Annotated in this window: 17 protein-coding genes; 1 reads left to right on the top strand and 16 read right to left on the bottom strand. The window is 56.0% G+C overall.

Going from position 1 to position 16,710, the window contains the following annotated elements; genetic code table 11:
* Positions 1-40 precede the first annotated feature (40 nt).
* The 6 genes from gntB to NTD87_RS24160 form a co-directional block, all read right to left on the bottom strand.
* Positions 41-1,027 (bottom strand): guanitoxin biosynthesis L-arginine gamma (S) hydroxylase, encoded by a 987-nt coding sequence (gene gntB / locus NTD87_RS24185; protein WP_262116707.1) that lies wholly within the window; start codon positions 1,025-1,027, stop codon positions 41-43.
* Positions 1,028-1,173: 146 nt separating this feature from the next.
* Positions 1,174-2,232 (bottom strand): aminotransferase class V-fold PLP-dependent enzyme, encoded by a 1,059-nt coding sequence (locus NTD87_RS24180; RefSeq protein WP_262116706.1) that lies wholly within the window; start codon positions 2,230-2,232, stop codon positions 1,174-1,176.
* A 60-nt stretch (positions 2,233-2,292) separates the two neighbouring features.
* A complete protein-coding gene (locus NTD87_RS24175) occupies positions 2,293-3,474 on the bottom strand; it encodes an MFS transporter (protein WP_410017518.1) in 1,182 nt (393 codons plus the stop codon).
* A gap of 23 nt (positions 3,475-3,497) precedes the next feature.
* Positions 3,498-4,802 (bottom strand): hypothetical protein, encoded by a 1,305-nt coding sequence (locus NTD87_RS24170; protein WP_262116704.1) that lies wholly within the window; start codon positions 4,800-4,802, stop codon positions 3,498-3,500.
* Entirely contained in the window at positions 4,799-5,860 is a 1,062-nt protein-coding gene (locus NTD87_RS24165) for a threonine aldolase family protein (protein ID WP_262116703.1), read from the bottom strand. Before NTD87_RS24165 ends, NTD87_RS24170 begins: the two co-directional genes overlap by 4 nt.
* Before the next feature lie 10 nt (positions 5,861-5,870).
* A complete protein-coding gene (locus NTD87_RS24160) occupies positions 5,871-6,833 on the bottom strand; it encodes a proline dehydrogenase family protein (RefSeq protein WP_262116702.1) in 963 nt (320 codons plus the stop codon).
* Between the two features lie 410 nt (positions 6,834-7,243).
* Here NTD87_RS24160 and NTD87_RS24155 point away from each other — a divergent pair, with 410 nt between their 5' ends.
* Positions 7,244-7,558: an EscU/YscU/HrcU family type III secretion system export apparatus switch protein gene (locus NTD87_RS24155; protein WP_410017515.1), complete on the top strand. Its 315-nt coding sequence runs from the start codon at positions 7,244-7,246 to the stop codon at positions 7,556-7,558.
* A gap of 106 nt (positions 7,559-7,664) precedes the next feature.
* Here the strand turns inward: NTD87_RS24155 and NTD87_RS24150 are convergent, their stop codons facing one another.
* The 10 genes from NTD87_RS24150 to NTD87_RS24105 all read right to left on the bottom strand — a co-directional run bounded on the left by NTD87_RS24150 (position 7,665) and on the right by NTD87_RS24105 (position 16,696).
* Positions 7,665-8,057, bottom strand: a complete 393-nt coding sequence (locus NTD87_RS24150; protein ID WP_262116701.1) for a DUF2802 domain-containing protein — start codon at positions 8,055-8,057, stop codon at positions 7,665-7,667.
* Positions 8,058-8,543 carry a chemotaxis protein CheW gene (locus NTD87_RS24145; RefSeq protein ID WP_008024622.1) on the bottom strand — a complete coding sequence of 162 codons (486 nt, stop codon included), beginning with the start codon at positions 8,541-8,543 and terminating at the stop codon, positions 8,058-8,060.
* 76 nt (positions 8,544-8,619) lie between these two features.
* Positions 8,620-9,516, bottom strand: a complete 897-nt coding sequence (locus NTD87_RS24140) for a CheW domain-containing protein (protein WP_262116700.1) — start codon at positions 9,514-9,516, stop codon at positions 8,620-8,622.
* Positions 9,517-9,549: 33 nt separating this feature from the next.
* Positions 9,550-10,338 carry a ParA family protein gene (locus NTD87_RS24135; protein ID WP_054596306.1) on the bottom strand — a complete coding sequence of 263 codons (789 nt, stop codon included), beginning with the start codon at positions 10,336-10,338 and terminating at the stop codon, positions 9,550-9,552.
* Positions 10,339-10,388: 50 nt separating this feature from the next.
* On the bottom strand, positions 10,389-11,276 hold the full coding sequence (motD, locus tag NTD87_RS24130; protein WP_262116699.1) for a flagellar motor protein MotD: 888 nt from the start codon (positions 11,274-11,276) through the stop codon (positions 10,389-10,391).
* Positions 11,277-11,288: 12 nt separating this feature from the next.
* A complete protein-coding gene (locus NTD87_RS24125; RefSeq protein ID WP_262116698.1) occupies positions 11,289-12,029 on the bottom strand; it encodes a flagellar motor protein in 741 nt (246 codons plus the stop codon).
* Positions 12,029-13,177: a chemotaxis response regulator protein-glutamate methylesterase gene (locus NTD87_RS24120; protein WP_262116697.1), complete on the bottom strand. Its 1,149-nt coding sequence runs from the start codon at positions 13,175-13,177 to the stop codon at positions 12,029-12,031. Before NTD87_RS24120 ends, NTD87_RS24125 begins: the two co-directional genes overlap by 1 nt.
* Before the next feature lie 49 nt (positions 13,178-13,226).
* Positions 13,227-15,467, bottom strand: a complete 2,241-nt coding sequence (locus tag NTD87_RS24115) for a chemotaxis protein CheA (RefSeq protein ID WP_262116696.1) — start codon at positions 15,465-15,467, stop codon at positions 13,227-13,229.
* Positions 15,468-15,505: 38 nt separating this feature from the next.
* Complete coding sequence (locus NTD87_RS24110; RefSeq protein WP_262116695.1) at positions 15,506-16,294, bottom strand: protein phosphatase CheZ; 789 nt, start codon at positions 16,292-16,294, stop codon at positions 15,506-15,508.
* 30 nt (positions 16,295-16,324) lie between these two features.
* A complete protein-coding gene (locus NTD87_RS24105; protein ID WP_003183998.1) occupies positions 16,325-16,696 on the bottom strand; it encodes a chemotaxis response regulator CheY in 372 nt (123 codons plus the stop codon).
* Positions 16,697-16,710 lie beyond the last annotated feature (14 nt).

The raw sequence follows: 16,710 nt of genomic DNA, 5'->3' as shown, positions 1-16,710 counted from the left end.
TGCGTACGGATGGAGCGCCAGAATGCAGGAGCGCAACACTTTACTTGGCGACGATGATGGTGCTGATTTTTCCGCTGCGATAGGCATCGAATATCTGATCGATACTGGATTTGGCACCGCCCATCGCGGTGAAAATTCCGCCACAGCCGCGGTTGGCTGCAGCGTAGTTTTCGTCGTCCATTAGCACCTCGTGTGCTCGCTTCAAATTCCAGAACGGAACGCCGGCAAACAGGTGGTGTGTCAGGTGGTAGTTATCGCCATGCATTCCGATGATCGCGCGCTCGATCAAGGTGGGGAAGCGATTACGCGTGAGCTGCACCTCGTCATTGGAGAGGCCGAACATACCGAAGTGCTCGGAAATCTCGGAGAGCCAGCCAATCACCTGAAAGACCGTGAAGTAAGGAATCAGCCAGAACAGCACATATGCCCATGGGCTGATGAAATAGCCGAAGACCAGCAACATCACCGTGTGAACAGCCAGAAGCTTCACGCCCTGTAACGGATTGGCCAAGATGGCCCCGGCACGGTTCTTCACCAGATAGAGTAAGTACTGATGGGTGTTGACCAGCGTCAAGCTCTTGAGTAGATGGTTGACCAAGAAATCGAAGCGGTCTTGCGCATTGTACAAACCAGATTCGATGTAATAGCGATGGTCGGGATCTTTATGCTGGTCACCGAGATTGTGATGGTGCAGTTGCACATGAGATCGACGATAGGCTTCATAGTTCTGAAAGATGGGGTAGCCCAGCAGGTACTCGCCAACGAATTTGTTGAGCGTTTTGCTTTGGGTCAACGTCATGTGCGCCGCTTCGTGAAGAAGCGAAGCCAGGGCCCGTTGTCGAGAACCAATAAACAGGACTGCGAGTGGGTACAGGTAGTTGTAGCGATTAGCCAGGAACACGGCTAGCGCAATAACGGCCAGATCCGCAAGTATGCCCAACAGCCAGTGCCAATTATCCTTTTTGTACAGCGGACGAAGGCGCTGCCTTACGTCAGCAGAAGGATTGAACCTATTCACATTATTCATCAGAATTCCCTTTCTTTAATTCGAGGCAATCAGCGTAAATAGCAAACTATCAGACAGCCCACGACTATTCTCTAACGGACAATCAACTCGACATCACCGACCGAAGACAATATGTGTAACGCACCAACCTTTATACAAATATGCTGTTACAGCCTTGCCAGCAAAGACATGAATATATCAACATCCTTAAAGCTGTTCTTGGCATTGATTGATACTCGCACAAAGCGTTTGTAACCCTGCCCCAACATATAATACGGCGTGTGCGAAGCATATCCCGGCCAGCAGTTCACCCCTTGGGCTCGTAGATAGCTAACGACCTCCGTTGCCGAACAGCGACTATGGGTAAACGCAATGATCCCCTCCTGGTGCACACCCGGCGCGATCAAGCTGACGTGCGGAGCCTGTGCCAAGCTGTAATAGAGGTTTTGGTAGATCTCAAGCTCAACTCCATAAGCACCGGAGAGTCGTTCTTTGATCGCCTGATTCAAACCAACCACTGCCGCATTGTTGCGCTCGGCATACTCAAAACGCCGGGCATCTTCAATCCCCAAGTTGACCATCCCCAACACATCAACACTGGCCCTGCTCAAATCAGTGAAACGCGGGTGAGCAACCGCCAGAAAACGCTCGGACAGGTAGGCAAACCCAGTGCCCCTGGGCCCGCAAAGGAATTTCCTGCCCGCTGCGGTCAACACGTCGCAGCTGATAGCCTGCACATCCAGAGGGAGCATGCCCGCCGATTGACAGGCATCGACAAAGTACAGGCAGGGGTAACCGCGCACTATATTACCCACTGCCTCAACGTCATTCACGATGCCGCAGCAAGAGGGTACATGCACCACCGAGACCAGCTTCACTTCTTCACTCATGTGTCGCGCCAGCCATTGCAGGTCCAGATCGCCATTGGCCAGCAGCGGCATGACCTCGACCACGACCCCATGCAGACGCTGCAATGCCGACAGCGCAATGAGGTTGCCGGCGTACTCGTAAGCGGTGACCAGAACGCGCGCGCCGTCGAACCAGGTTAACGAGTCCAGCGCGGTCACCCAGGCCTTCGTAGCACCATCGAAAAGTGCAACATTACGCGCCTCGGTTCCCAGCAATCGGGCTATGTTGTCATAAACTTCAACATCCAGGATTGGCGCGAAACCCAATTCGGTCTCATAAGCTCCCAACTCAGATTCCGTTTGCAGATAACGCTGCATCAAGCTCAGTGTCTCAGCGGATACAAGTCCCGAACCCGCAGTATTAAAGTGAATCATCAATCAACCTCTGCGCCTTGAACCTATGAAGTAGAAATAACTCGCCAATACAATGCACAAGGACAAGACGTAGAACATCGCTTGAGGAGCATAAAAAGATAGTGCAACACCACATAATACTGGCCCGAGCGCAGCCCCAAGATTGGACAAATTCTGCGCTCCGTAATAAATACCTCGCATATCCTCCGGCGCAATGCAATCAATAAACAGATATTCCGCCGGGATAATTATTATCTCGCCCAAAGTAAAAACTATCATGGCTACTATCCAGACGACATGCACCTGCGCATAACAAAAGCCCATGAGTCCTACCACGAAAAATAACATCCCCAACATTAACATGCGGAACAGGTTATTCTGGTTAATTCGGGAGCCGATCAGGTATTGAAGACTAATGACCACACAGGCGTTGGTGGTGACTAGGTAGTTGATAATGTGATAGGTGTTTTCCGGGTCACTTGTCACGATCAGGTATTGCGAAAGATAGGCGGTGAACTGCCCAAACACGATCGCACTGAGAATTCCCCCGACCGTAAAGCAGACCAATCGATAGTTGCTCAGTAAATGAACCAGCACGCTGGCAAAACCGTCACCCGAACGCTCACTACCCACCTGGCGAGGGATCCGTTCACCCAGCACTCCGTACAGCACTACAAAAGCCAACCCGATCAAGGCCGAAACCGCAAACGGTAGACCGGGGCTTACTTTCGCGAACAGCATGCCGAGAAAAGGGCCTATGGCGTAACCGACGTTGGTCAGTGTGTACTTAATAGAGAACACGCTTCCCCTCTTGTCCGGCGCCACCAAAAAACCTATTCCAGATTTCACCGCGATATCGATCACCGCATAGGACAGGTTCACCACCACAATGGCGATGATGAACGGCACCAGGCTGGTTACCTGAAAGGCCACTGCGAAGGCCAGTGCGAACACCGTGGCTGCGCTGAGCAGGATCCGGTAGTTGGAGAACCTGTCCACCAGGAAGCCGCCATACACCCCAAGAATCGAGCTGACGATCAGCGCCCCGCCAACCGCAAGACCAATATCTACCACTCCCAGACCGAAAGTTTGGGAGAAGTAAACTACCAGGTAGGGCAAGGCCAGCGCCCGGGCAATGGTCAAGATAAAGGTCGCCGACAGTAGCAGAATCACAGGCCTCACATAGACCTTGGCCCCGCCTTGCATGGCCAGCTCTCCCGATACTTCCTTCATCCCAGCATTTCCTTGTAGACGTAGGGCTCGTGCTCACGCAGCAACTGAATGCTGTCCTGAATGGCTACGCGGTCGTTGTTCAGGATGAAAACGTGACCGGGGCAGTTTTCCAGGGAGATGGTTTCCTTAAGGGTTCCTTTATCCAGGATTTTTATGCTGTGCACGCCGGGGATCGCCTTCCAGGGTGCGATGTTCGGTGCCCGCTTGATCGGCCCAGCCTGGCGAGCGATAAGGAACACACAACTGGAATGAAAGTAGAGTTTGTTTCTTGGCCGTTGCCGGTATTCGAGAAAGGCTTGCGGGTTGATCAGCGAGTCTATCCAAAGGCTCAACTGGTTATGCCCCAAGGCCGGGGTATAGGCTGAAAGATCAATACCGCCCGGCATACGAGCAGCCGTCTCCAGCAATACGGGCTGATCGTCGACGATCATCAACTCGCTGTGACCCACGCCCTGCTGGATTCCTAGAGCATCGAGCACGGAGTAAATGTACTGTGACAGACGACTGTACACGTCGGCATTGCCCACTGGACACATCAGCTGGTTATAGTCATGCACTGGCGAGGCGCCGATACGGGTGCGATACACGCGAATGATTTCGCTGACATAGTGCAAGCCGTCAACACTCACGGTGTTGATGCAGTATTCGATGTCCACATCCTTGGACTTGCTAAGCAACAACTCGGATTTGAAATCTGAGTTGTCCAGATATTGCTGTACCAAGATCTCTTCGTTGCTTTCCAGAAAGATGTTCCGGCTCGATTTTATGACCTGGAAGGCATGTTTGATTTCGCTTTCCTGGGTGCAAATATGAATATTGTCGGACCCGGCGCTTTTGATCGGCTTCAACACGACCGGCAGCATCTTATGCTCGTTTACCCACTCCAATATCTTCGGCAACGAATCCGACTTGAAGTGTCTGATCGAGCGTACACCCGCCTGAGACAAGGCTTCGTGCATCTCGAACTTGTCGCGCCAGCGAATAGCGTGGGTCGGATCATTGTGCCGAGAGATCTTGAATTCTGCGGCCAGATGAGCTGCCAGCTCGACGCCAAACTCGCAACCGGCAAGCACAAACTGTACGGAATACCCGGATAACGCCAAGTGTAGCTCTGCGTCCGAGCTATAGAGAATGTCTTTGATGAAATCCCCAGTGCGGAACCAGGTTTCGTAGAACGCGTTAACGTCAGCGGTCGAACGCACGTGTACACATTCAAATCCGCGAGAGATGAACGCGGGCGCGATCAAGCTCCCGGTGGAATAGGCATCAACGATCAGGATGATATTCTTCTTGAAGATCACTTGACTGCCTCCCGCGTCAGACTGAACTCTCGGACTGCTTCCTTGATGATTCCGGCAGCCTTGTGAATATCCGCGCGGGTAATGTTGATATGAGGCATGAAGCGCATTTCCGTGGCGTTGTAAGGCAAGCTGCCGACACCTTTCTGGCTAAGGTAACTACCGAATTGCACGGGGGAAATGCCCAACGAGGAGATATCCAAAGTAACCATATTGGTCCCCTTATAGTGGGCGGGCGTCTCATCGATATCGCCGAGCAACTGGTGCAGCAGCGCCGCATGCTCGTGGTCTTCGGCCAACCGTTCAATGTGGTTGTGCATCGCATACAGCCCAGCGGCGGCCATCATCCCTGCCTGATGGAGATCGCCCCCGAACCATTTACGGTATTTTTTGGCGCGTTCTATCAGCTCCCTGGAACCCACCATGATCGAACCAATAGGCGCCCCAAGTCCCTTGGACAGGCACATGGACAAGAGGTCGGCGTTTTCAGTGTAGGAAGTCACGTCAATGCCAGAGGCGATAGATGCATGGAGGATTCGTGCACCATCCAGGTAACAATAGGCACCAATGCCCTTGGCGTAAGTAAAGACATCGTTCATTTGCGGCAAAGGAAAGATCGCGCCGCCCTTGCATCCGAGAGTATTTTCAATCACCACCACCCGCGGAACGGCATAGTTTTGACTCCAGCGGCATTTGGAGGCGTAGAGCTTTTCCAGATCACTAACTTCAAACAGTCCGTTTTCATGACAGGAAAGCGAAAAATTGACCCCGGAAAAAGCCGAACTCGACGCCGACTCATAGAAATTGATGTGGTAGGAAGCGTCGAGAAAGATCTCATCGCCGGGGTTGGTGAGGGCCTTGATTGCCAACTGGTTACTCAATGTGCCGCCCGTGGTGAAGAGCGCCACTTCCTTCTGGAAATAATCGGCGCAGAACTCCTCCAGCGCACGCACACTAGGATCTTCACCAAAGCACTCATCACCGACTTCTGCCTGATAAATCGCCTTGCGCATGCCTTCCGTTGGCTTGGTCACCGTATCGCTTCTCAGATCGATAAACATAAATGCTCCGTTAGTAACCTGCGCCAAAAGTGATGCGAGAGGGGTCATAGAAGTCGGCTAATGCCTCGAGGACATTGTCCGGCGATTCCGCCAGACGATGCAGAAAGTGCAGATACCAACTATTGCCGTAAACCGCGGCAATACGACAGGCGAGCCCCGCCTCCTTAGCTTTGCGCAACACCTCGGGTTGCACCCCATGGAGCATTTCCAGCTCCTGGATATCCAGGTGGTAAGACTGATCGAAAATACGCTTGATCAAGCTCGAGTCCTGAGTCGCGCAACTGACCGGAACATTGGCGGCCAGCACATCGCCAAGCAATTTCAGATAGCGCTCATCAAGCTCACTCCCACGGGGAAGAGCGATTTCCTGAGACTCGTTATAAACCCCTTTAACCAGCCTGATTTTTCGCCCATAACCAATGATTCCAGGTAAATCATTGATTGTTCTATGCAAGTGCGCCTGTACTGTAATACCGACATTGAGATGGGCAGGCGCCAGTTCGGCATAAACCTCTAAAATCTTATCGACTGCCGAAGAATGCTCCATGCTAATCATTACAGGAATATTGTATTCGGCTGCAGCAGACACGATAGTGGTTGCATTCAGATAGGCTGTTTCTTGGGATGCAAGCAATCCCACCGCACTCAAATCGAAACCCAACTGCGGGATTAGTCCGGCCTTGGCAAATAGTTGAATAGATACCAAGTACTCATCGACAAAAGCTTGTACAATACATGGATCATGATTTTCTTCACCGACGTATTCAACGCCCAGTCGATACCCTTTATCGGACAACACGTGCAACTTACTACTAAGCTCGTGCCTATCCGACGAGACAATGTAATGCTGGGCAGCCTGTTCAAACAACTTGAAAAACAATGAGTCCTTATTGAACCCGTCCCGACACGCTTGATTCAGCGCCAATTTTTTGAGACCGGCACATGCAAGTGCGTAGATATCCTTTATAGGCATTTACTTCTCCTTGACAACCATCACTCATCCAACACCTTTAAATAAGCTCCACCAATATTCGTGCATTTCGATCAAAAAGCGTTCACGAAAAAACTGTTTATGCTTGCCTGCATACTCGGCATCCATAAAAGACAGCTTAAAAAACCACTCTCCCTTTATGCATTGAATCGTCCGTACGGAACTTCCACCACAAAATATAAAAATCCTGGTTATTATCTAACATGGGCGGCCAAATCCAATCGAGAATCAAGTTACCAATGGCCTGTAATAATCACAAGCCGGCGGAGTCCGGCAGAATTGTAGGTAGAAAACTAAGGCGGTGTGGTCTTGGTCTGAGGAAGGGTAACGAGTCGTAGGAATAATTTCCTTTTCGTAGCGCAGTCATTAAATCTGCCCCCTTTTTTGATTGCATGTCTTACCACCAGACCGTCAAATCCGCCTCGAACAACGCTGGGACGACACTCACCACCAAAGGCGATGACGAACTGGCCGAAGCCATTCTGAAGATCGCCCGCGACTATGAAGTGCCTATTTATGAGAACGCCGAGCTGGTGAAGTTGCTGGCGAGGATGGAGCTGGGAGACAGTATTCCAGAGGAGTTGTACCGCACGATTGCCGAGATCATTACGTTTGCCTGGAAACTCAAGGGCAAGTTTCCGGAAGGGCATAATTCTGAGAAAACGATAGCGGAGCGGGATGTGACAGAACGCGGGGATGATTACTGAGGTTTCAAGGACACCTTCGCGAGCAAGCCCGCTCCCACAGGGATGGTGTTGTCCTTGTGGGAGCGGGCTTGCTCGCGAATAGCTATCTCAGCCCAATCGCAAAAAATCAGCTCTTGTGCAACTTGCTCATCAACTCCGCCTCTGCCTGGGTCAGGCCGCAGGACTGGGTCAATTCGTCGACGCTCGCGCCCATGCCGACCAGACGTGCCGCCTGGGCGAATGACAAGCTCGACGGATCGCGCTGCTCAAGCTGGGCCAGCTTGTCTGGAAGGGGGCCGACCACGGCACGCAGTTCATGCAGGTCTTCACCCATGCGCACGTTACCGTTCTGGTAGTCGTCGACGCGCTTGGCCAGGTCCTTGATGCGCTGATCACGCAATGCATCACCCTTGGCTTGCAGCGCCGCCAGCTCTCGCTGTTTGCGCGTGTAAGCCAGGAACATCGCCAGGGTCCCTACCCACAGGAGCCCCAGTACAATGACAGCAACCTCGAGAATCAATCAGATACTCTCCAGTTCCGACCACTCTTCTTCGCTCATCATCTTGTCCAGCTCGACCAGAATCAGCAGCTCGTTGTTCTTGTTGCACACGCCCTGGATGAACTTGGCCGATTCTTCGTTACCGACGTTAGGCGCGGTTTCGATTTCCGACTGACGCAGGTAAACCACTTCGGCCACGCTGTCGACCATGATCCCGACCACTTGCTTGTCGGCTTCGATGATCACGATACGGGTGTTGTCGCTGATCTCGGCATTCATCAGGCCGAAGCGCTGACGGGTGTCGATCACGGTCACCACGTTGCCGCGCAGGTTGATGATGCCCAGCACGTAGCTTGGCGCACCCGGAACCGGAGCGATCTCGGTATAACGCAGGACTTCCTGAACACGCATCACGTTGATGCCGTAGGTTTCATTGTCCAGCTTGAAGGTTACCCATTGCAGGATCGGATCTTCGGAACCCTTTGCAGACGACGCCTTATCATTCATACCCTGACCCCTCGAAAAACCGCCTGTGGCGGTGTGTGTTCTGTCCGGCTGCACCTTGTATGCGGCCAGCTGTTTGTTATGTAGGTTTGTGGGCCGGTTTGCTGCCGCCCATATGCTTGGCACCACCGCTGGCGATCAGCTCCGCCAGCTCCGAGACATCCAGCAACGCACACATGTGCTCAATCACCGTACCGGCCAGCCATGGCCGTTGCCCCCGGTGACTGCGCCATTTGATTTCGTTCGGGTCCAGGCGCAACGAGCGGCTGACCTGATGCACCGCCAGCCCCCACTCATAGCCCTGAACCGAGATCACGTATTGCAGGCCCTGGCGGAAGTCATCGCGATAGCGATCGGGCATGACCCAGCGCGCGGTATCCAGCACCTTCAGGTTGCCTGCCTGGCTCGGCAGAATCCCCAGGAACCACTCCGGCTGGCCGAACAACGGTGTCAGCTCATGACCGGCCAACGGGTAGATCGAACCCAGGCAGACCAGCGGCACGGCCAGGGTCAAACCGGCGACGTCGAACAGCAGGCATTCGAACGGTTCGGCAGCCCAACTCGGCCGGCCGTCACTTTCCACCGGCGGTGGCGTGTTGCTCGGTGGCAGGTGGACTTCGACCACCGGCGGCACCAGCGCTTGCAACAACGGTGCGACGGATGAGACCGGCGCCAGAATCGGTGCAGGTGCTTCCAGTACCGGCAGCACGATGGGCGCCTTGGCAACCGGTGCTACAACGGGGGCTGCAGCCACGGGTTTCTGTGCATCACGGGCCTGCTCTTCAAGCACTGCGGCCTGGAACTCGTCCAGTGCGCCTTGAACCTCAATGGCTTCGACGACCTCGACGACTTCAGCAACCTCAGGTAATACCTCGACCTCTGAGGGCCATTCCTCGGTCGCGTCTTGCAACAACGCATCCAGATAGGACTGCAACGCCAGTTGTGGACGCGAAGTGATCTTCACCGGCCGATTCATTGGCGCACCACCCCGGCAGAAAAAAGACTCACCTTAAGCCACCTGCGGAACAAGTTGTTGGGCCAGCAGGTGTTTAAGCAATGCACGATAAGCCAGTACTCCACGGCTCTTGCCGTCGAACTGCGAAGGTGTCAGGCCGGCACGGCTGGCATCACGCAGTCGGGTATCGACCGGGATGTAGCCTTGCCAGATTTCTTCCGGGTACATGTCGCGCAGCACCCGCAAGGTTCCCAGCGAAGCCTGGGTGCGACGGTCGAACAAGGTCGGCACGATGCTGAACGGCAACGCTTGTTTACGCGAACGGTTGATCATCGCCAGGGTGTTGACCATGCGCTCCAGGCCTTTCACCGCCAGGTGCTCGGTCTGCACCGGAATCACCAACTGCTGGCTGGCCGCCAAGGCATTGACCATCAGCACGCCGAGCAACGGGGGGCTGTCGATCAACGCGTAATCGAAGTCCTGCCACAATTGCGCCAGGCTCTTGGCGATCACCAGGCCCAGGCCGCTCTGCCCTGGCGACTGGCGCTCGAGGGTGGCCAGTGCGGTGCTCGACGGCAACAGGGAAATACGTTCGTCGCTGGTCGGCAGCAGCAGCTGCCCGGGCAAGCCTTGCGGCACGCTGCCCTTGTGCAGAAACAGGTCGTAGCTGCTGTGTTCCAGGCTGTCGGGGTCATAACCGAAGTAGCTGGTCATGGAACCGTGCGGGTCGAGATCGACCACAACCACGCGCTTGCCCGCCTCAGCCAGCAAACCGGCTAAAGCGATGGAGGAAGTGGTTTTACCGACACCACCCTTTTGATTGGCGACTGCCCAGACTCTCATTCAGATTGTTCCTCCCGGTCGAACAGATACAACCGAGAAATAGCTCAACGTTATAAGCCAGGTGACGGAGAATTGACGGCACTCTCGCGCCCCGGCGACTTGACAGTCGTGGGTGCAGTTTGTGTGCCAGCACGCTTCAACGCGGCGTCCGGTTTTGCATTAGCGGTTCCGGTGCCGGTCAGGCTGCGGCGAACATCGAGATTGCGCGACACCACCAGCACCACCCGCCGGTTACGTGCACGCCCTTCGGCCGTCGCGTTATTGGCCACCGGCTGGAACTCACCGTAACCCACCGAGGCCAGACGACCGGGGTTTACGCCCTGCATGGCCAGCATGCGCACGATGCTCGCCGAACGGGCCGAGGACAGCTCCCAGTTGGTCGGGTACTGCGCTGTGCGGATAGGCTGATCGTCGGTGAAACCTTCAACGTGAATCGGGTTGTCGAACGGCTTCAGAATCGCCGCGACCTTGTCGATGATGTTGAACGCGATATCGCTGGGCATGGCATCGCCGCTGCCGAACAACAAACTGGAGTTCAGTTCGATTTCGACCCACAACTCGTTGCCACGCACGGTCATCTGATTGGAGCTGATCAAATCGCCAAACGCCGCACTGATGTCATCGGCAATGCTCTTGAGCGGGTCCTTGCTGGCCTGGGCGATGCCGGCATCGATCTGCTCGCTGTCCTTGACCAGCGGTTTGGCCGGGGTGACTGTCTTCGGACGCTCGTCGCCGATGGGGATCGGCTTGAGGGCGTGGTCAGAGTTGGTAAAAACCCCCACCAACGCTTCGGAAATTTCCTTGTACTTGCCTTCGTTGATCGAAGAGATGGAGTACATCACCACGAAAAAGGCAAACAGCAGCGTGATGAAATCCGCGTAGGACACCAGCCAGCGCTCGTGATTGACGTGTTCATCGTGCTGACGGCGGCGTGCCATGAGGTTATTCCCTTAATCCATGAAGCCCTGAAGCTTCAACTCAATGGAGCGAGGGTTTTCACCTTCGGCGATCGACAGAATGCCTTCCAACAACATTTCGCGATAACGCGATTGCCGCAACGCAATGGATTTGAGCTTGCTGGCAATCGGCAGCAGCACCAGGTTGGCGCTGGCCACGCCGTAGATGGTCGCGACGAAGGCCACGGCAATGCCGCTGCCCAGTTGCGACGGATCGCCGAGGTTGCCCATGACGTGGATCAGGCCCATGACCGCACCGATGATACCGATCGTCGGCGCATAGCCGCCCATGCTTTCAAAGACTTTGGCGGCTTCGATGTCACGACTTTCCTGAGTGTAGAAATCCACTTCCAGGATGCTGCGAATCGACTCAGGCTCGGCTCCGTCGACCAGCAATTGCAAGCCTTTGCGCGAATAGCTGTCGGATTCGGTATCCGCCACCCCTTCAAGCCCGAGCAAGCCTTCCTTGCGTGCGGTGAGGCTCCAGTTGACCACTCGATCGATGCCACCGGCCAAATCGACGCGAGGTGGAAACAGGATCCAGCCGAGAATCTGCATGGCGCGCTTGAAGGCACTCATCGGCGACTGCAACAACGCAGCGCCAATAGTGCCGCCGAGCACGATCAACGCCGCCGGGCCATTGGCCAACGCACCGAGGTGACCACCTTCCAGGTAGTTGCCGCCAATAATGGCGATGAACGCCATGATGATCCCGATGAGGCTTAAAACGTCCATCAGATGCACGCCTCGGCCAGGTGCTTGCCGATCTCGTCGAGGCCGTAAATCGCGTCTGCCAGATTGGCTTTGACGATCGCCATTGGCATGCCGTAGATCACGCAACTGGCTTCATCCTGAGCCCAGACTGCACTGCCGCCCTGCTTGAGCAAGCGCGCGCCTTCGCGACCATCGGCGCCCATGCCGGTGAGTACCACCGCCAGAACTTTGTCGCCGTAGGACTTGGCCGCCGAACCGAAGGTGATATCCACGCACGGCTTGTAGTTCAGACGCTCGTCGCCCGGGAGGATTTTCACCGCACCACGGCCGTCGATCATCATTTGCTTGCCACCCGGCGCCAGCAAGGCCAGGCCTGGACGCAGGATGTCACCATCCTCGGCTTCCTTGACGCTGATCTGGCAAAGCTTGTCCAGACGCTCGGCGAAAGCCTTGGTGAACGCCGCCGGCATGTGCTGGACCAGTACGATCGGCGCCGGGAAGTTTGCCGGCAACTGAGTCAGCACCCGCTGCAACGCCACCGGGCCACCGGTTGAAGTACCAATGGCAACCAGTTTGTAGGCCTTGCGTTTCGGTGCCGGCGACGACGCACTGGCAACCGGCGCCCGGGCAGGAATCGGTGCCGGAGCCGGACGCGCAGATGCAGGTGCAGGTGCAGGTGCATGCACACTGCTGCCGAAATTGCTGACAGTCGAAGGTGCTGGCGTCGGGGCAACAGCAGGTGCCGGGGCGCTGTAGGCGCTGAAACGACGGTTACTGCGCGAGATGCTGTGCACCTTTTCACACAGCAGTTGCTTGACCTTCTCGGGGTTGCGCGAGATGTCTTCGAAATTTTTCGGCAGGAAATCCACCGCACCAGCGTCCAGCGCATCGAGGGTGACCCGAGCGCCTTCGTGCGTCAGCGAAGAGAACATCAAAACCGGGGTCGGACAGCGCTGCATGATGTGCCGCACCGCCGTGATGCCATCCATCATCGGCATCTCGTAGTCCATGGTGATCACATCTGGCTTGAGGGCCAGGGCCTGATCGATCGCCTCTTTACCGTTGGTCGCCGTACCGACGACCTGGATATTCGGATCCGCTGAGAGAATTTCCGAGACGCGGCGGCGGAAAAAACCCGAATCATCCACCACCAGGACTTTGACTGCCATAAACACTCCGTTAGGCGGGGCGAGGCTCAGTCGCCCCGCTCCACCAGAATCAAATACGCCGTGCGGCGTAACGCTTGAGCATGCTCGGAACATCGAGAATCAAGGCAATGCGGCCGTCACCGGTAATGGTGGCGCCGGACATGCCCGGGGTTCCCTGAAGCATTTTGCCCAATGGCTTGATGACCACTTCTTCCTGGCCCACCAGTTGGTCGACGACGAAGCCGATCCGCTGAGTGCCCACCGAAAGGATCACCACATGGCCTTCACGCTGCTCTTCATGAGCGGCGGAGCTGACCAGCCAGCGCTTGAGGTAGAACAGTGGCAACGCCTTGTCGCGCACGATCACCACTTCCTGACCGTCGACCACATTGGTGCGCGACAGATCGAGGTGGAAGATTTCGTTGACGTTGACCAGCGGGAAGGCGAAAGCCTGGTTGCCAAGCATGACCATCAGCGTCGGCATGATCGCCAGGGTCAACGGGACCTTGATGACGATCTTCGAGCCCTGGCCCTTGGTCGAGTAAATATTGATCGAACCGTTGAGCTGGGAAATCTTGGTTTTCACCACGTCCATGCCCACGCCACGCCCGGACACGTCGGAGATTTCGGTCTTGGTCGAGAACCCTGGCGCAAAAATCAGGTTGTAGCATTCGGTGTCGCTCAGACGATCGGCGGCATCCTTGTCCATCACACCGCGTTTTACCGCGATCGAGCGCAGGACATTAGGGTCCATGCCTTTGCCGTCATCGGAGATCGACAGCAGGATGTGATCGCCTTCCTGTTCGGCCGCCAGAATCACCTTGCCGCCGCGGGCCTTGCCCGACGCTTCGCGCTCTTCCGGCGACTCGATGCCGTGGTCGACTGCGTTGCGCACCAAGTGGACCAGCGGGTCGGCCAGGGCCTCGACGAGGTTCTTGTCGAGGTCGGTTTCTTCGCCGACCAGCTCAAGGTTGATCTCTTTCTTCAACTGACGCGCGAGGTCGCGAACCAGTCGCGGGAAGCGCCCGAAGACTTTCTTGATCGGCTGCATCCGGGTCTTCATCACCGCGGTCTGCAAGTCGGCCGTGACCACGTCGAGGTTCGACACGGCCTTGGACATGGCTTCGTCGCCGCTGTTGAGTCCCAGACGAACCAGACGGTTACGCACCAGCACCAGCTCGCCGACCATGTTCATGATTTCGTCGAGACGTGCGGTATCCACACGCACGGTGGTCTCGGCTTCACTGGCCGGTTTTTCAGGTGGCGGTGAAGCCGGTGCGCGGGCCGGGGCCGGTGCAGCAGCGGCAGCAGGCTTCGGCGCTTCGGCTTTTGGCTCGGGTGCTTTGGCAACAGGCTTGGGTGCCGCGGCCTTGGCGACTGGCGCCGCCACCGAAGCAGCAGAACCTGTGCCGACCTCAGTGAACTTGCCTTTGCCATGCAATTCGTCGAGCAGCGACTCGAACTCGTGATCGGAGATCAGGTCGCTGCCGGCGGCCGCGGCCACAGGTGCGGCTGGCGCCGGAACGGCGGCAATTGCCGATTCCAGTGCATCAACGGCAAAGTTGCCCTTGCCATGCAACTGATCGAGCAATGCTTCGAATTCATCATCGGTAATGTCGGAGCTGTCGCCTGCCGCTTTCGGGGTAGCCGGCGCGGTTGGCGCTGCTACCGCATCGACGGCGAACTGGCCCTTACCGTGCAGTTGATCGAGCAACGACTCGAACTCGGCATCGGTGATTTCATCGCTGCCGGCAGCCGCTCCAGGTGCCTGGGCAACGGACGCCACGGCTTGCGCTTGCGCCTTGACCGCGTTCAACGAGTCGAGCAGCAGTTCGAATTCGTTGTCAGTGATGTCGCCCGATTCGCTTTCAGCCGCTGGTGCTTCGGCCACTTCAGCAACAGGTTGCGCCTCATCGGCCGTTTGAGGCTCGGCCAGACGGGCCAGAGCCGCCAGCAGTTCCGGCGTAGCCGCAGTGATCGGTGCACGCTCACGGACTTCGCTGAACATGCTGTTCACCGCGTCCAGCGCTTCGAGAACCACGTCCATCAGCTCCGAGTCGACGCGACGCTCACCCTTGCGCAGGATGTCGAACACGTTCTCGGCGATGTGACAGCACTCCACCAACTCGTTGAGCTGGAGGAAGCCGGCGCCCCCTTTTACAGTGTGAAAACCGCGAAAAATTGCATTGAGCAGATCCGCATCATCTGGTCGGCTTTCCAGCTCAACCAGTTGCTCGGACAGTTGCTCTAGAATCTCGCCGGCCTCAACCAGGAAATCCTGAAGGATCTCTTCATCGGCGCCGAAGCTCATTAAGGGGGTGCTCCTAAAGGTCTAAAAACCTAAAAAACCTAAAATCCAAGACTGGATAGCAAATCGTCCACATCGTCCTGACCGGACACAACGTCTTCTCGTTTATCGGCATGAATCTGCGGACCTTCACCCTGCGAGAGATGTTTTTGCGGATCTTTTTCAGCCAGCATCGCTTCATGGTCGTGTTCGATGCCCGCAAAGCGGTCCACCTGACTTGCCATGAGCACGAGCTTGAGCAGGTTGCTTTCGACTTCGGTGACCAATTGGGTCACGCGCTTGATTACCTGACCGGTTAGATCCTGGTAATCCTGAGCCAGCAGGATATCGTTGAGGTTGCCCGAGACGACCTGGGTCTGCTCAACGCTACGCGTCAGGAAACCGTCGACACGTCGGGCCAGCTCGCGGAATTCTTCGGCACCGACTTCGCGGCGCATGAAACGCCCCCAGTCCGCGCTCAAGGCCTGGGCGTCAGTGCTCAGACCGCTGACCAGCGGAGTGCTGTTCTCAACCAGGTCCATGGTGCGGTTCGCAGCCGCCTCGGTCAGCTTGACCACATAGGACAGGCGTTCGGTGGCATCCGTGATCTGCGAGACTTCCTCGGCTTGCGGCATGTGCGGGTCAATCTGAAAATTGACGATCGCGCTATGCAGTTCGCGAGTGAGCTTGCCCACTTCCTGGTACAGGCCGCGGTCACGGGTCTGATTGAGCTCATGGATCAGTTGCACAGCGTCGCCGAACCTGCCCTTTTCAAGGCTTTCGACCAGTTCGTGGGCATGTTTTTTCAGGGTCGACTCAAAATCGCCCTGTGAAGATTCTCTTTGCTCCATAGCTCCCCCGTGGCGCAGTGGCTTCACACATCAACCGATGCGTTCGAAGATTTTTTCGATCTTCTCTTTCAACGCCTGGGCCGTGAAGGGTTTGACCACATAGCCGTTTACACCGGCTTGAGCGGCTTCGATGATCTGCTCGCGCTTGGCTTCGGCGGTAACCATCAGCACTGGCAGGTGCTTGAGCTTTTCATCGGCGCGCACATGGCGCAGTAGATCGATACCGGTCATGCCAGGCATGTTCCAGTCCGTTACCAGAAAGTCGATGCTCCCGCTGTTGAGGACGGGAATGGCGGTAGTACCGTCGTCCGCCTCGACCGTGTTGGTGAACCCAAGGTCACGCAACAGGTTTTTTATGATCCGCCGCATCGTTGAGAAGTCATCAACGATGAGGATTTTCATGTTCTTGTCCAATT

It is taken from the genome of Pseudomonas sp. 6D_7.1_Bac1 (genome assembly GCF_025465945.1).
In the GTDB taxonomy this organism is placed as follows: Bacteria; Pseudomonadota; Gammaproteobacteria; order Pseudomonadales; family Pseudomonadaceae; genus Aquipseudomonas.
This window is presented reverse-complemented; position numbering and strand designations above follow the sequence as displayed.

Excerpts from the sequence above, each read along its gene's own strand:
- gntB (WP_262116707.1), bottom strand. The coding sequence starts at position 1,027 with ATGAATAATGTGAATAGGTTCAATCCTTCTGCTGACGTAAGGCAGCGC.
- NTD87_RS24180 (WP_262116706.1), bottom strand. The coding sequence starts at position 2,232 with ATGCAGCGTTATCTGCAAACGGAATCTGAGTTGGGAGCTTATGAGACC.
- NTD87_RS24175 (WP_410017518.1), bottom strand. The coding sequence starts at position 3,474 with ATGCAAGGCGGGGCCAAGGTCTATGTGAGGCCTGTGATTCTGCTACTG.
- NTD87_RS24165 (WP_262116703.1), bottom strand. The coding sequence starts at position 5,860 with ATGTTTATCGATCTGAGAAGCGATACGGTGACCAAGCCAACGGAAGGC.
- NTD87_RS24160 (WP_262116702.1), bottom strand. The coding sequence starts at position 6,833 with ATGCCTATAAAGGATATCTACGCACTTGCATGTGCCGGTCTCAAAAAA.
- NTD87_RS24155 (WP_410017515.1), top strand. The coding sequence starts at position 7,244 with ATGTCTTACCACCAGACCGTCAAATCCGCCTCGAACAACGCTGGGACG.
- NTD87_RS24145 (WP_008024622.1), bottom strand. The coding sequence starts at position 8,543 with ATGAATGATAAGGCGTCGTCTGCAAAGGGTTCCGAAGATCCGATCCTG.
- NTD87_RS24140 (WP_262116700.1), bottom strand. The coding sequence starts at position 9,516 with ATGAATCGGCCGGTGAAGATCACTTCGCGTCCACAACTGGCGTTGCAG.
- NTD87_RS24135 (WP_054596306.1), bottom strand. The coding sequence starts at position 10,338 with ATGAGAGTCTGGGCAGTCGCCAATCAAAAGGGTGGTGTCGGTAAAACC.
- motD (WP_262116699.1), bottom strand. The coding sequence starts at position 11,276 with ATGGCACGCCGCCGTCAGCACGATGAACACGTCAATCACGAGCGCTGG.
- NTD87_RS24125 (WP_262116698.1), bottom strand. The coding sequence starts at position 12,029 with ATGGACGTTTTAAGCCTCATCGGGATCATCATGGCGTTCATCGCCATT.
- NTD87_RS24120 (WP_262116697.1), bottom strand. The coding sequence starts at position 13,177 with ATGGCAGTCAAAGTCCTGGTGGTGGATGATTCGGGTTTTTTCCGCCGC.
- NTD87_RS24115 (WP_262116696.1), bottom strand. The coding sequence starts at position 15,467 with ATGAGCTTCGGCGCCGATGAAGAGATCCTTCAGGATTTCCTGGTTGAG.
- NTD87_RS24110 (WP_262116695.1), bottom strand. The coding sequence starts at position 16,294 with ATGGAGCAAAGAGAATCTTCACAGGGCGATTTTGAGTCGACCCTGAAA.
- NTD87_RS24105 (WP_003183998.1), bottom strand. The coding sequence starts at position 16,696 with ATGAAAATCCTCATCGTTGATGACTTCTCAACGATGCGGCGGATCATA.